We start from the raw sequence: 14,996 nt of genomic DNA on the forward strand, positions 1-14,996 counted from the left end.
TTCCCTAATTACCCTGTAAATATTTCTTCTTGATTTTAGCAAAGATTTTCTGTGTAAACAGTTGCGCTAACCGGATTTTTGTAAAATCGGGAATTTTAGTTGAATAGTTATGTTTATGATCGAAGAAGTTATTTATGTCTGCTAAAATTACTCCTAAACGGTGAATAATATGCTCAGTTCTGTATTCTGCTAACACAGTTTCTGATAAAGTCAATGCTACTGAAGATTCTAAAACCTGCAAAATTCTGGCAACATCATATTCTAAAGCATAGCCAGCAATTTTATAAGAATTAAAGCCCGGATCTAAATAATCTGATAATCCCCCATTGACACTAGAAAAGACTTGACAACCACAAGCTAATGCTTCCATTGGTTGTAAGCCAAATCCTTCGCTAACTCCTTGTAATTTCCAATATTCTGCCGAATCATAAAGATAAACTTTAGCACGATTAAATAAAGCTGGTAAATTTTCTACGTAACTATCAATAACCAATACTTTACATTTTTTTTCTAAAGCAGGAATTAAGGTTTTAATTAAATATTCTGAAGATTTCCGTGTTTGCACTAAAACATCAATATCTCGATGTTGATGTAAATTAGTAAATTCATCACTAATTTGATTGGGTAAATAATAAATTAGAGCATTTGGGGCTTGTTGTCCCCAATAACCCAAAGTATTTCTGCTCACTGTAATTATGGGAATACTAGCTGGTAAATTAATTTTATAACCTGCACTATGAGCGTGATAAATTACATGATATTTTTGTAATTTAGCCGCTAATTTACCAACATTGAATCCCCAGCTAATTACAAAAATTATGTTATCTAAATCTAAATTCTGTTCTTTTAATAAATCATCTAAGAATAATTTATCTGATTCTCGCTGACGATAGGTAACTGTTTCAGCATCACAAACCTGTTGAGCTAAAGCAACTGTTTTCAATTCTGCCCAAAGACCACCACAAGCAAATTTACCATTTGTTCCTGGTACTAAAAAGTAAAGTTTTCTCATCATCCTAAATATCTAATTTTGAAGTTTATAAATAATGGTGTGGGTTGTGAATGAATTAGGGCGCAGGTGGTGAATGAATCAGGGCGCAGGCCCTGCGCCCCTACGGATTCCTAATTTTCCCAATATACTTTGATAAAATGACTTTCTTTACCCCAAAAATCACGGGTGATGGTAATATTTTCAATAGCTAAATTAAAGGGGATAGAGGTGGTAAGATAACGCTGGGTGAGCATTCCTAAATCTGGTGCAATTTCCGCTGCGGCTGTGGCGGCTAAACCAAAACCGATTAGTTGTTCAATTGGTCGAAATGGTAGTAAAAAAGGAATTGTTACTGCTAGTCCTGCTGTTAATAACATGGCTACAGATACATTTGTGCCACAGCGGGGATGTACAGCTAAATCCCATTCTCCAGTGGTTAGACGATGTTTAGCTAATGTTACTGCACGGCGCAAATCATGAATATTCACATCACCATAGAGAAAAAATCCCTGTTCGGTAGACAAACCACCTAATAATTCATCATCTAATTGTATATTGGTGGTTGTTCCTGATGATAAAGAGGAATATTTATTTTCCCCTAGTAACCAGACAGTGGCGTGTTCCAGTGCGTGAACTTGACGGAGCATGAGAATTTCTTTCAACCCAGGGATAAAAGATAACTGTTGCAGTAAATCAGCATCTTGTTTGGGGTGAGGTGCAAGAAAGTCAAAGTTAAAGGAATACGATTCGCTCGAATAAGAAGTATTCATCTTTTTTCTTTTGAGAATTAATTTTCCTTGGTGATATTTTTTGACAATTGCAATAACTGAAAATTTCTGATTTTCCCAATAACCTCACCCCAATTCCCAATTCCCAATTACTATTTAACGCTGATTAGTTCTACGTCAAAAATCAAAGTAGAGTTGGGGGGAATAACGCCACCAGCACCACGCGCACCATAACCTAGTTCTGAGGGGATAATTAGTTGACGACGGCCACCTACTTTCATAGTGCTGAGTCCTTCGTCCCAACCTTTAATGACTTGTCCTGTGCCAATTTTAAAGCTAAAGGGTTTACCGCGATCGCGCGAACTATCAAATTTAGTCCCATTTTCTAATGTACCGATGTAGTGAACCTCAACGGTTTGTCCAGTTTGGGGAGTTGCGCCCGTTCCCTCTTGTAGTTCAATATATCTTAATCCAGAGGCGGTAGTAACAGCATTTGCTTCAGACATAGTATTGCTCTTTATTGGCGTATTGTTTTCTTGCGTGACAGTGGTGGTTGGCTGTGCTGGGGATGAATTACCGATCGCCGCATCTTTTTGACCGCTAATTTGGGTAAATACTAAAACGCCAACACATACCAGCATTAACACCACGCTGAGGAAAATTCCTTTCAAAATCAACCCTCTCTCTTTTAATTACCGATGATCAGATTACTGACAGAACACAAATTAGTTTAAATCAGAAATGATCTTTTAGCGCCATAGCTTATTTTCTAAATCCCGGACTTGACGCTCTAAACGGTCTATTCTCCCCCGTAATTCGTCTACTTCTGACTGACGGGCGACCCCCAAATCCTGCATCATGTTTCGCATTTGTCGCTGCATTTGCTCGTCCCAGTTGCCTTGTTCTGACTGTAACTGATGTACAAGATCATCCATGACTGCCTTTGCTTGCTCAGGATTGAGTTTACCGTCTTTTACCAGTTCATCACTCACTTCTTTGAGTTTGTCTGCAACTAAAGAAGTTGTGCCAATACCCAACATCATTAGCTGTTGCAACCAATTGTTACTATCCATACTGCCTTCCTCTGACTTGTTGCTAACTAAAAGCTTAGTAATTCTAGCCTACACATTTATTTTGTCAGTTGTCAGTTGTCAGTTGTCAGTTGCAAATAAATATCTTTCCCCCTGCCCCCTACTCCCCTACTCCCCCTACTCCCCCTACTCCCCGCTCCCCTACTCCCCCTACTCCCCCAACTCCCCCAACCCCTCTGCCTCTTTACACCTGTATCCATCCGTGCATTGGTGCGATCGCTTTAGTGACTGACTCAATTATTTCTGGAGGTGCTTCTGAAAGCATGACACTGGGATAAACGGCGGTTCCCCATTGGGGATGGACAAGGACATGGCATTTATTTTGAATGGCGGGATATTTAAGTAAGGCTTGGGCTACTGCTGTATCATCATGGGGAACTAGGCCCGAATGAGATAGTAATGGATAACCTGTGCGGGGATCTATGAGGTCTGTTAAATATCCGCGATCGCGCAAATTAAATGCCACATCGCAACCAAAACGCATAAATTTTTCCCGCAGTTTCTCTTTTTCTTGTTCTGTTTCTATAGTCATTTCTTCTAAAGGATATTGTGATTGCTGCAAGACAACCACCACCCACAAAAACTGTTGTTGTTTCCAATCGGGTAATATCTGTTCGCAGTTGGCACAGATATATGGACTGGGAGTATGAATAGAAATCTCTACAGCTTGTCCTGTTTTGCCAACTAAATGAATCGGACAGCTAGGGTCAGAAATACAAACTTGGGGATAGTACACCACATTAATTTGGTTTATGAAAGTTTTTGTTTTATCTTTGTTAAAAATAATAACTCTTAAATCTGCAAATAAATCATCAAATTTTGCAAATAATTAGGTGATGACAGCTATTCACTGAAATATGTTTTTTGTTAAAACCGCACATCTATCAGAATTTTCTGCCATTCTGAACTATTGTGGGGATTTTCTGCATCATCCTCCCAGTTTTGAGGATTATTTCCAATATATTCTTTAATATTACTTAAATGTGTTTCGTCCCTAACTATAGATTCATAATAATTACGTTGCCAAAAAGGCAGATCAGAATGATAACGAATTAAATTAACGCGCCGAATCACAGAAGATTTAAACCCATTAATAAAAGAACCGAGCGAACCAGACTGTAGGGGCTTACGGCGTAAGCCCTCTTGGTTTAATTTCTTATTGCGTAAATCCTCTTGGTTTAATTCCTTATTGCGTAAATCCTCTTGGTTTAATTCCTCAATGCGTAAGCCCTCTTGGTTTAACTCCTTATTGCGATCGCACCTTCCCTGATCTTGATCCTGAATCCAAACAATTCCATGTAAATGATTAGGCATTAAAACCCATTCATCTAATTCAATCTCTTGGCGAATTGCTGATGATTTTAACCATTCTTGAACAACTATTTGACCAATTAGATTTAGTTGCATTTCCCCCCGTTTAACATCACCAAACCAACCTTGTTTTTTATAAGTACACATTGTGACGAAATAAGCACCAGCTTGACCATAATTGTAATTAGGAAGCCGAATTGAACGACGGTGATGTTTTTCGGGATCGAACTTCATATAACCAAATCAATAATTGTTAATCTCGTAGGGGCTTACGGTGTAAGCCCTCTTAATTTAAGATTATATACATCATATATGAGAAGGGCGCAATATGGAAGGGCGCAATATGGAAAGAGGGCGCAATATGAGAAGAGGGCGCAATATGAGAAGAGGGCGCAGGCCCTGCGCCCCTACGGATATTATGGTTTGTTTAGCCGCTGGTTAGTTGTTTGATATGAGCCGGGAATCTGCCATTTTGTAATGCTTGGACTGCTGTTCCCGAATCTTGTACCCAAAACTGTCTTCCAAAGCGGACAATTTCTCGGTGATCTCCAGCCTGAACAACACCAATGACAGGTATTCTGGATTTATCTTTATCTCCTGCTTGTGCTTTGAGAATTGTATTCAAACGATGTTGTTCTTCAATTGTTCCTGCTTGTTGTGGACTCAGTTCCACTAAAATCATTTTTACAGTTTCAACAGTTTCTGCGTCTTCAAGAATAAATTGAACTTGATCATCACGGCGATCTATCTTACCCCAAATAATCAATCTGGCATCAACTTCGAGTAAAGAACTAATGCGTTCATAGGTTTTAGGAAAAACCACCGCTTCCGAGGCAGCAGATAAATCTTCAACTTGCAGAATTGCCATAGAATCACCTTTTTTGGTGACAACCTTTTTAACATTATTCAACATTACTACTGCACAAAGGATAGCATCATCTTTTTGTTCTCCCAATTGTGCTAAGTTAATAGGTGCAAGGACTGAAGATGATTGTCTGATAGATTTAAGAGGATGATCTGAGAGATAAAATCCTAATAATTCTTTTTCCATTCTCAATTTTTCTTGAGGTGGTAAATCATTGACAGGAGGAGCTTTTGGTGCAGATTCATAGGCATTTTTTTGAGGTTGATGATTATTCCCTGCCAATCCCCCTCCTAATAAATCAAATATATTACCCTGTCCACTAGCTTTATCTCTAGCGCGGGATTGCGCCCACTCATAAACTAATTCTAAATCATGAATTAATTGGTTGCGATTAGCTTGAATTTTGTCAAAAGCACCGCAGTTAATGAGTGATTCTAAAGTGCGGCGGTTCATGGCACGTAAATCCACGCGATCGCAAAAATCCGCCAAAGATGTAAATGGGACTAATTCTCCTGATTCTTCCCTAGCTTCTAAAATAGAGGCGATCGCATTTTGTCCCACATTCCGCACCGCCGAAAATCCAAATAAAATCTTCCCATCCACTGGCGTAAAATCTAAACCAGAGCGATTAACATCCGGGGCATCAATCACAATCCCCATATTAGAGCAATTATCAAGATACTTCCGCACCTTGTCTGTATCCCCACTGTTAGCGGTTAATAACGCCGCCATATATTCCAGTGGGTAATTTGCCTTTAAATATGACGTTTGATAAGTTACATAAGCGTAAGCTGTAGAGTGAGATTTATTAAAACAATTGGCAGCGATAAAACCATTTTTAATCACAAAATTATGGTCATTTTCCACACCAATATCATAAACATTGGCTTGACCGACATAAGTACGAGAAATTATTTTAACCATATTACTTAGCTTGGCAACATTTGTTTATTGACACCTTAATAATCATTATCAGCCACACAGATACCTTTACACTTAATACCATTTGTAGCAGTGCGTTGACAATGGGGACAGAGAACCTCTTCCTTCTCTGTTTCTTGATTTATCTCTATATTAGTGCTTACCTGGAGCTTACCTTTTTCGGTCTGGAGTTTGTCATTCATAGGAATAGATTTAAGGAATTTCCATCTGCTGAAGTTTCTCTATCAAATCACCACGTCGGAAAGTAGCAGAAAGTTGTTGTAAAGAAATTTCCTGGTTTCCGTAAAGTGCTTGAAGTGCCTTTTGAACATCTCGGACTGAATGATTGAAATAATCCTCCCCATATTGATTAATCAACTGATTTGCATCCTCAAAATTACGGTGGTTAATTTCCTTCATTTGTAGATTCATTCTTTTGAGAAGTCTTTTCCCCATTTGCATAGCAATAAAGCACGAAGCATAACGGACACAAGCAGGATCATTTGGATGCGGGCGTTTGCGTCGGTTTTCGGCAATTCTATACAACTGTACAGCGATTATGGCTTGTGCGCCATTAAGATGTTCAGTAAAAACTACATTATACAGTTTACCAAAATGCTCACGAGTGAAAAACTTAGCTTGATGAGGCTTTTGTCGCCAAACGGACAGTATCGCCTCAGCCGCTACACCTGAAGTAATATCTGTGGATTTAGTGCCTGTATCAGAGCGTTTGCGGCGATAGTTAAATCCCAACTGTTTGATATCCATTTCCAGTCTTTGCTGTAGCTGATCATTAGCTCGGAGATCCCTTAGATCCACTGGGTTCTGACTATTGGTAGCATAAGTAATTTTTTGGACTAAATCATCATTATCAGTAGGTAGTTGATAGAGACGAACTAAAACATAAGCTGGGGTATTTTGCGGGAATAAATTTAGCTGCTGAAGAGTTTTAAAAATGGTTATACAGGTTTGACCACCATTAATAATTTGCAAGTTCTCAACTCGTACCTGATAATCACCATTTTGCAGTGCGTTATAGGAAAAACTGTTGCAAGTTAATGTGATGCCATTATTATAAAAATAGAAATTGTTTTTTTCATCGCTATTTAAAGTGTCCCGAATACCCTCGTTGACCCGGTTGCCTTGTAACCCTAAATAACGGCGAATATTACGTTCTAACAAGCGTTCTCCGTGTCGCTCAATCAAAGCCGCAATTTCAGTTATGGAAATTCTGCCCACAAGCACCCGACTGAAATTCATATCTTCAACTACAGCTTTGCCACTTAGTTGTAAAGTATCTTTAACTGGTTTGGAAGCTTGCAGAATGTTGATCAGATGTTCATGATTAATGTGTTCCCATGTCACCTGATCACCGAATCCAGATCGATCAATTGCTTCTTGAGAAGAGTCATTCCATTTTATGCCATTATTACAAGCTAATGCCCGCACCTGGAGAATATATCCATCCCGAATTAAACTGCGGACTTCTTCTACTTTCGCAAGTAACCGTTGATTAATATGCTCTAATTTTGCAGTAGGATCAAACAAAAATCGAATCGCATTAATGAGAGCCGTGATGCCATTTTCAGGAAAATTAGTCTTACCTTCTAGATTATTTACATACTTTACCTGAAATAAACTAACTGTAAATTCACCATCATATTCTTCAGAAATGTGCATGGCATCCACACCAAAATCTCCACCACCTTCTGTCAAACAATCAAAGGTATGAGCATCTTCTAAATCCAGAATTGTTTGCACACAAAAATATACAAATGCCAAAGATTTAAGTTTTCCAGCATCATTAATATTTAATTCTTCAGCAGCCCGTTGTCGAATGGCATCAGTCACTGATTGCAAACGTTGATCAATAATAGAGGCATTAATATTCATAATTTGTAGTTGAGGGCGTTGCTGAATTAGGGTATGAAATTGAAAAATCAATGATTTCAAACTCTTACTCTCTGCGACTGGAGCGCCTCTGCGTGTTCGCGCAGCGTGCCGTAGGCATAACAAAATCATACTCTTAATCAGCAACGCCCATAATTTGTAGTTGAGCATAACAACAAGAATTAGAGCGACAGTTAGAAAATTATAAGAAAAACCCTACAAATGGTTCTAGTTGGGAAGAAGTTAAAAAACGGTTTAGATAGAATTGAATAAATTTTTTTTCTTATTCAATCATCTTAAATAATAGCATATCCCGTATGTTGCCTAACATTTTGTGGGTGAAAACCTAAAACAATTTTATCTTTAGGAATTCCCGCTGCTTCTAATTCATAAGTAACACCATCTTCTGTATCATCTCTTTGTACCCAGATTTTACCATCAATAATATCAAGATGAACTAAGCAACCGTGAATTCTTTTCGCCCCTTCCCAACCAAGAGTTATTAGTAAATAGCTATCATTTTCACTATCAAAAACTGTTTTACATTCAATCACTCCATAGGAATAAGGAATTTGTGTATAAGGTACTAACACTTCTTTAACAATCCGGCGATAATTATCTAAGGTATCCATTGGGTAATCCTCTCAGTATCAGAATTGAAAACAAGTAAATTCAGATTTTCGCTTTCTCTTAAAAGTTTACCAATTGGTTCTTCAAATAAATCCGTGAATACAGTATCACGCACTCCTAAATATAATATTCTATCAGGTTCTAGACGACTCATAACAGCACGATACAAAACAAATCCACCAATAGCATCTTTAAGATCAGCCATTTCTGAAGGACTGACAAAACTTTTAATTTCTACGGCAATTTTTCTAGTTCCTTGTTCTGCCGCTAAAAGTTGTTTTGCTCCTAAATCTACATACATATCTTTTTGACCCCATTTTAAATGTAGAGGGTCATTTGTAATTATCCAACCTTCTTGAATTAAGGCATTTTTAACAGCATTGTGATAGATGTCCTTTGCCGGCATATTAAAATTGGCTTTTCCCAATAAACTATAAACTGATGATCCAATCATAACTAATATTTTTAGTATAACTAAACTCTCTTTGCGCCTCTGCGCCTGGAGCGTGAGACAAAAAATCTCCTGTAACTTCAGACGAAAATTCCCCAATCCCCCGTCCTGTAAATGCTAAAATCAATGACTTGATTCCTTAAAGAGAACAATTATGGCATCCATCCGCGATTTGCACGAACAGATAATCAGTAAAGAACGTTCTGCCGTTGAAATTACCCAAGAAGCATTAAATCGGATTCAAGAGTTAGAACCCAAACTGCACAGTTTCCTCACTGTGACGACAGAACAAGCCTTAAAACAAGCTCAAGCTGTAGATGCAAAAGTCGCTGCGGGAGAAGAAATTGGCATCTTGGCGGGGATTCCCATCGGGATTAAAGACAATTTGTGTACCAAGGGGATTGTCACCACCTGCGCTTCCCGGATTTTGGAGAATTTTATCCCCCCTTACGAATCCACCGCCACCCAAAAACTAGCTGACGCTGGGGGTGTCATGGTGGGTAAAACTAATTTAGATGAGTTTGCTATGGGGAGTTCTACAGAAAACTCCGCTTATCAAGTTACCGCTAATCCTTGGGATTTATCCCGTGTTCCTGGTGGTTCTTCCGGTGGTTCAGCAGCAGCCGTAGCAGCCGATGAATGTGTGGTTTCCCTGGGTTCGGATACAGGGGGTTCAATTCGTCAACCTGCGTCATTCTGCGGTGTTGTGGGGATGAAACCGACTTATGGGTTAGTTTCCCGTTATGGTTTAGTGGCTTATGCTTCGTCTCTCGACCAAATTGGACCATTTGGACGCAGTGTAGAAGATGCGGCTATATTATTGAGTGCGATCGCTGGCTATGATCCGCAGGACTCTACCAGTCTCAAAATCAAAGTTCCTGACTATGCAGCTAGTTTAAAACCCGATCTCAAACTTCGGAAAAAACTGAGAATTGGTGTCATTACAGAAACCTTCGGTGAAGGGTTAGATCCAGAAGTACAAGCCGCAGTCACCAAAGCCATTGATCAACTTCAAGAATTAGGTGCAGAAATTCATCCTATTTCCTGTCCCAGTTTCCGCTATGGTTTACCAACTTACTACATTATCGCCCCCTCCGAAGCATCAGCTAACTTAGCGCGTTACGATGGCGTTAAATATGGTTTGCGTTCCCCTGATGCAGACAATCTTTTATCAATGTATACCCGAACTCGTTCTCAGGGATTTGGGGCGGAAGTCAAACGCCGGATTATGATTGGTACTTATGCCCTTTCCGCTGGTTATTATGATGCTTACTATTTGAAAGCCCAAAAAGTCCGCACTCTCATTAAAAAAGATTTTGAAAAAGCTTTTCAATCAGTAGATGTGTTAATTTCTCCAACTGCACCAACTACCGCATTTCGAGCCGGAGAAAAAACTACTGATCCTTTGAGTATGTATTTAAATGATTTAATGACTATTCCTGCTAATTTAGCTGGTTTACCAGGAATCAGTTTACCTTGCGGTTTTGATAGTAAAGGTCTACCAATTGGACTGCAAATAGTTGGTAAAGTGCTAGGAGAAGAGCAACTTTTCCAAGTAGCTTATGCCTATGAACAATCAACTAATTGGCATTTACGAAAACCCAAAATTGCTTAGTTTTTCACCGGCGGGGGTTTACGCCGTAAACCCCTACTACAGAGGTTTTACAATTATATGAGGTGCATTGTAGCCCCCTCATCGCTTGCGGGGAGGGGGTTGGGGGAGGGGTTCTTGTACTTCATAATATAACTATTCAACAAAGAACTTTTCCAGACAGCGGACAAACATTTCCACACCCATTGGTAAAGCTGTTTCGTCAAAATCAAATTGGGGATGATGATGAGGGTAATCTAATTTTTTCTCTGGATTTGCAGAACCAAGAAAAAAGTAACAACCGGGGACTTCTTGCAGAAAAAATGACATATCTTCCCCACCCATTGTTTGACATTCGGGAACGATACCAATAGGGGTTTCTACGACTTCTTCTGCTACTGAATGCACTAACGCTGCAATTCCCGTATCATTGATAACTGGTGGATAAAGATGAATATAATCTAAGTCATAACTTGCACCGTAACTTTGGCAAATTCCCGCAATAATTTGTTGAATGCGTTCTTTAAAAAAACCTGCTAAATCAGGATTAAAATATCTTACTGTGCCACCCATTCTCGCAGTATCAGCAATCACATTAACTGCTGTTCCGGCGTGGAGTTCACCCACTGTCACTACAGCCGAATCAATGGGGTTTACATTACGGGAAACAATTGTTTGCAAAGCATTGACTATTTGCGCCGCTACCACTACAGAATCCACTGTCTGATGAGGAATTGCCCCATGTCCACCTTTACCGAAAATGGTGCAACGGAACAACTCAACAGCAGCCATTAATGCCCCAGCCCGGACTCCTACAGTTCCCAATGGTAGATTGTTCCATAAGTGTAAACCGATAATGGCATCAACATCAGGGTTTTTAAGTACACCTGCTGCAATCATTGGTTTTGCTCCACCGGGACCTTCTTCTGCGGGTTGGAAGATAATTTTGACAGTGCCGCTAAAGTCTTGTCGGTGTTGATTGAGGTAATAGGCTGTACCGAGAGCGATCGCTGTATGTCCATCATGTCCACAAGCGTGCATGACTCCATCATGTTGAGAACAATAGGGAACTTGATTCTGTTCTTGAATAGGTAAAGCGTCCATATCCGCCCGAATTGCTAACACTTTGCCATTCCCAGGTTTTTCACCTTTAATAATAGCGACAATTCCCGTTTGAGCAATTCCGGCTTGATGGACAATTCCCCAATTTTGCAATTTTTGGGCAATAAATTCGGCGGTAATTTTTTCCTGAAAACCTAATTCTGGTTTTTGGTGGATCTGTCTTCTCCACTCCACTAATTGTGGTTGTAAAGCCCGAATTTCTAACCGGACATTTTTGAGATTTACTGTTGAAGCCAGAGGAAATGTAGAAACCATATTTATTAATTAATTAAAAATGAAAAAAACTCTTCCCCATTACCAATTACCAATTACCAATTACCTACAATATATTTCCCAGTCCAAAGCCGCAGCCACTTCGGCAAGTTTTTCCAAATCTCTAGGATTTTCTAGGTAGGGAACACAACCTAAAACGGGAATATTTGTTAATGATCGAATTAAATCTGGTGGCGTTAAATCAGCAATTTCTTCCTCGGTGCGAGGTTGGGTACAATTAAGAATAATCCCCCGCAGATTGATTTTAGTTTGCCTAGCTAATGCTACATTAGCCACAGCACTAGCGATCGCCCCCAATCTCACCGGCACAACCAAAATAGTTTTCAATCGCCATTCACCCGCCAAATCAGCCACAGTCAACTCATTGGTAACTGGTGAACCTAAACCCCCCAAAGATTCCACCAACACAAAATCACGCTGTTTTTGTAAAGATAACAAAGTTCGCCAAGCGATCGCCAAATCAACTTGACGATTTTCCTTAGCAGCCGCAATAGGAGGTGCTAAAGGTGCTTGAAAATACAAAGGAGTAATTGCCTCCAGCGATTGTTCCAAATTAAACAGACTTTGGTACAATTCCCTATCACCCACCCCCGATTGAATTGGCTTCATAATCCCCAAACTGCGCTGAGGATAATATTTTTGCCAATAAGCCGCTAAAGCTGCTGTCACAACAGTTTTGCCAGCATCCGTATCAGTTCCCGTAATCAGTAAAGTATTCAACAACGTTTTCTGCTAAAAATGACAACTTAATTTGCTTCTTTTCCTAATTTAACGTTAATTGGTCCCATTAAACCCTGGTGTTGACGTTGGCGTTGGTGTTGCCGTTGGCGTTGGTGTTACCGTTGGTGTTGGTGTTACCGTTGGCGTTGCCGTTGGTGTTACCGTTGGTGTTGCCGTTACCGTTGGTGTTGCCGTTGGTGTTGGTGTTACCGTTGGCGTTGCCGTTGGTGTTGGTGTTACCGTTGGCGTTGGTGTTGCCGTTGGCGTTGGTGTTACCGTTGGTGTTGGCATTTCTAAAGCCACATCCAAACTATAATTAACCTCTGCCACACCCCCGGACAAACCTAATTGAATAATATATTTGCCATCATTCGCTAATATTCCCTCATAAGATGTAGATTGTTGATCTTGAGTATTCACGACTTCACCATCAGCAGTTAAAATCGTCAGAATAATACCACTGTTCTCATTTACAGATACAACTAACTTTTCCCCAATCTTACCTTGCAAACTATATTGAACTAATTCATTTTCCCGCAGTGTTCCCTCAACTTTCGCCATATTAGACCTGTCTAATTTCAGCCGTTGGCGATTAATCACAGGTTCGCTATTAGTCGGTGTTGGAGTTGGTGTTAATGTGATCCCACTAGGAATAACTGGAGAAGGAAAAGATTGTGGCGTTGTCATCGTTTCTGCCGATGAACGAGGCTTATTTTTAAGTGAACTTACTAGAGTCCAAGAACCAAAACCTGCTAAAATAATTACAACAAAGCCGATACCCCCCAACGCCCAACCATTATCCAAAATAGAGCTACTTTGCCCAGAATCTACTGAAGGTTGCGGCCTTTCAGATGCTTTCGATATAGGTTCAGGACGGTGACCAATAGCAATAGTTTGTAAAGAAGATAAATTAGCTGGAGGTTGACTACTATAGCCTATGTTCAGCAGTGCCTGAGTAACATCAGCCGCACTTTGATAGCGTTCCCCAGGTAGATAACTCAACATTCGCTGTAAAACCTGAGCAAATTCTGGTTTCACCGTTGCCCATTTTTGCCAATTCCAGGTTAGTTGCTGCTCATCAAATAAATCTGCGGGTTCTTTCCCAGTCAATAAAACTATAGAAGTCACAGCTAACGCATACAAATCACTACTAGGATATGCCCTGCCCGTCTGCATTTGTTCGCTAGGCGCATAACCCAACTTACCTACAGTTGTTACTGATGTAGCACTTGATGATTGTAATTTTGTGGCTAACTCCTTAACCACTCCAAAATCAATTAACACAGGCAGAAAATCATTTTCCCGTAAAATTATATTTTCTGGGGATATATCTCGATGAATAATTCCCTGACCGTGAATATAACTAAGAACAGGTAATAAAGTTCTCAATAAATGCAGTACATCTGCTTCAGTGAAGGGTTTTCCCTGGTCTTGACGTTCTTTAAGTAAATTGCGGTATGTCTTACCAGCTACAAAATCTTGTACCAAAAATAACTTTTCATTTTGGGCAAATTTTTCTCGAAATTTGGGGATTTGTGAATGTTCAATTTGATACAAGATTGCAGCTTCTCGTTCAAATAACTCCTGTGCCTTTTGCCCATGAGATGTTTCTGTGATTGGGGCAATTAATTCTTTCAGAACACAAAGTTCATTAAAGCGTCTTTGGTCTTCTGCTAGATAGGTTCTACCAAATCCCCCCTGTCCAATAATGTGAATTATGTGGTAACGATTTTGTAGGATAGTACCAACTGTAATCGGTGATTGCATGATCTATTAATTGAATATAATAGCAACTGAGCTAGAACTTAGTAAAAGCATCATCCATCCGCAACGTGACACAAGATGTCTCAATTGTAGCTTCCGTAATTTTCCTCAGTCACACCGCCTGCAAGGAAGTGTATACTAGTAGTCTGTCAACCCGAAAATGACGGGTGAAGTCAAGCAGGGGGAGAAGAGAGGCACGGGGGGCAGGGGAGGGAAGAACAGAAGTTTTTTCCGATCATTACCCGTCAAAATAAGTTTGACGAACTACCAGAAATAAGTCTTGCATTATTCTATTCTTACGATCTGCCTTGAGTCAGGATGTGTTCAATATGGTAGCGTTTTTATACAGGTTGATTACCTTTCCTGTCAATTGAGATGATAACATCAAATATAATCAACTTATCACCGGGGTATAAATCCCCTCTTACAGCTTTCATCCCCGGCTGACAAAACATTGATACCTGAAAATTTTGGGAATTTTCAGGTATCAATTCCGGGGTTTTGAACCTATCTTCTTATAAATCAAGCGGTTTAGTTCACGGCAAATTTTTCCAGGACTGGGGATTTATTAAAATTAATATTTAATCTTCAGTTAACTGGGTTATTAATGGGTAATAAGTATCATAAAATAATTATTTGCACGTTTGG

Annotated in this window: 14 protein-coding genes and 2 pseudogenes; 2 read left to right on the top strand and 14 right to left on the bottom strand. The window is 39.6% G+C overall.

What is annotated here, in order from left to right:
* Window positions 1-4: 4 nt before the first annotated feature.
* The 9 genes from NG743_RS09205 to NG743_RS09245 all read right to left on the bottom strand — a co-directional run bounded on the left by NG743_RS09205 (window position 5) and on the right by NG743_RS09245 (window position 7,860).
* Entirely contained in the window at window positions 5-1,012 is a 1,008-nt protein-coding gene (locus tag NG743_RS09205) for a glycosyltransferase (RefSeq protein WP_027403828.1), read from the bottom strand.
* A 110-nt stretch (window positions 1,013-1,122) separates the two neighbouring features.
* Window positions 1,123-1,761, bottom strand: coding sequence for a DUF6391 domain-containing protein (locus NG743_RS09210; protein WP_027403829.1), 639 nt, complete (start codon window positions 1,759-1,761; stop codon window positions 1,123-1,125).
* Between the two features lie 110 nt (window positions 1,762-1,871).
* The gene (locus tag NG743_RS09215) at window positions 1,872-2,390 is read right to left on the bottom strand and encodes an FKBP-type peptidyl-prolyl cis-trans isomerase (RefSeq protein WP_027403830.1); all 519 of its coding nucleotides are present in this window, start codon (window positions 2,388-2,390) and stop codon (window positions 1,872-1,874) included.
* A 78-nt stretch (window positions 2,391-2,468) separates the two neighbouring features.
* Window positions 2,469-2,792, bottom strand: a complete 324-nt coding sequence (locus tag NG743_RS09220) for a phasin family protein (protein WP_027403831.1) — start codon at window positions 2,790-2,792, stop codon at window positions 2,469-2,471.
* Window positions 2,793-2,994: 202 nt separating this feature from the next.
* Window positions 2,995-3,549: a methylmalonic aciduria and homocystinuria type D protein gene (locus tag NG743_RS09225; RefSeq protein WP_027403832.1), complete on the bottom strand. Its 555-nt coding sequence runs from the start codon at window positions 3,547-3,549 to the stop codon at window positions 2,995-2,997.
* A 128-nt stretch (window positions 3,550-3,677) separates the two neighbouring features.
* Window positions 3,678-4,355, bottom strand: a complete 678-nt coding sequence (locus NG743_RS09230; RefSeq protein WP_257121884.1) for a transposase — start codon at window positions 4,353-4,355, stop codon at window positions 3,678-3,680.
* Window positions 4,356-4,548: 193 nt separating this feature from the next.
* A complete protein-coding gene (locus NG743_RS09235) occupies window positions 4,549-5,910 on the bottom strand; it encodes a helix-hairpin-helix domain-containing protein (RefSeq protein ID WP_027403835.1) in 1,362 nt (453 codons plus the stop codon).
* Window positions 5,911-5,945: 35 nt separating this feature from the next.
* Window positions 5,946-6,110, bottom strand: a complete 165-nt coding sequence (locus tag NG743_RS09240; protein ID WP_173401718.1) for a DUF8639 family protein — start codon at window positions 6,108-6,110, stop codon at window positions 5,946-5,948.
* Window positions 6,111-6,120: 10 nt separating this feature from the next.
* Complete coding sequence (locus tag NG743_RS09245; RefSeq protein ID WP_257121885.1) at window positions 6,121-7,860, bottom strand: AIPR family protein; 1,740 nt, start codon at window positions 7,858-7,860, stop codon at window positions 6,121-6,123.
* A 143-nt stretch (window positions 7,861-8,003) separates the two neighbouring features.
* Between NG743_RS09245 and NG743_RS09250 the strand changes: the two are divergent.
* Window positions 8,004-8,060, top strand: a pseudogene (locus tag NG743_RS09250) (hypothetical protein); the annotation flags it as partial.
* A 33-nt stretch (window positions 8,061-8,093) separates the two neighbouring features.
* Here NG743_RS09250 and NG743_RS09255 read toward each other — a convergent pair.
* Window positions 8,094-8,429: a XisI protein gene (locus NG743_RS09255; protein WP_027403837.1), complete on the bottom strand. Its 336-nt coding sequence runs from the start codon at window positions 8,427-8,429 to the stop codon at window positions 8,094-8,096.
* Window positions 8,417-8,881, bottom strand: a complete 465-nt coding sequence (locus NG743_RS09260) for a XisH family protein (RefSeq protein WP_306459835.1) — start codon at window positions 8,879-8,881, stop codon at window positions 8,417-8,419. The genes NG743_RS09255 and NG743_RS09260 overlap by 13 nt, the downstream gene beginning before the upstream one ends.
* Before the next feature lie 151 nt (window positions 8,882-9,032).
* Here NG743_RS09260 and gatA point away from each other — a divergent pair, with 151 nt between their 5' ends.
* Window positions 9,033-10,493 (top strand): Asp-tRNA(Asn)/Glu-tRNA(Gln) amidotransferase subunit GatA, encoded by a 1,461-nt coding sequence (gene gatA / locus NG743_RS09265; protein ID WP_027403839.1) that lies wholly within the window; start codon window positions 9,033-9,035, stop codon window positions 10,491-10,493.
* Window positions 10,494-10,625: 132 nt separating this feature from the next.
* Here gatA and NG743_RS09270 read toward each other — a convergent pair whose 3' ends face one another.
* The 3 genes and pseudogenes from NG743_RS09270 to NG743_RS26865 all read right to left on the bottom strand — a co-directional run.
* Window positions 10,626-11,846 (bottom strand): M20 metallopeptidase family protein, encoded by a 1,221-nt coding sequence (locus tag NG743_RS09270; protein ID WP_257121886.1) that lies wholly within the window; start codon window positions 11,844-11,846, stop codon window positions 10,626-10,628.
* A gap of 60 nt (window positions 11,847-11,906) precedes the next feature.
* Window positions 11,907-12,584 (bottom strand): dethiobiotin synthase, encoded by a 678-nt coding sequence (gene bioD / locus NG743_RS09275; protein ID WP_257121887.1) that lies wholly within the window; start codon window positions 12,582-12,584, stop codon window positions 11,907-11,909.
* Between the two features lie 1,032 nt (window positions 12,585-13,616).
* Window positions 13,617-14,351, bottom strand: a pseudogene (locus NG743_RS26865) (protein kinase domain-containing protein); the annotation flags it as partial.
* Window positions 14,352-14,996: the final 645 nt, after the last annotated feature.

Source organism: Dolichospermum heterosporum TAC447 (genome assembly GCF_024584745.1).
Taxonomy (GTDB): domain Bacteria; phylum Cyanobacteriota; class Cyanobacteriia; order Cyanobacteriales; family Nostocaceae; genus Dolichospermum; species Dolichospermum heterosporum.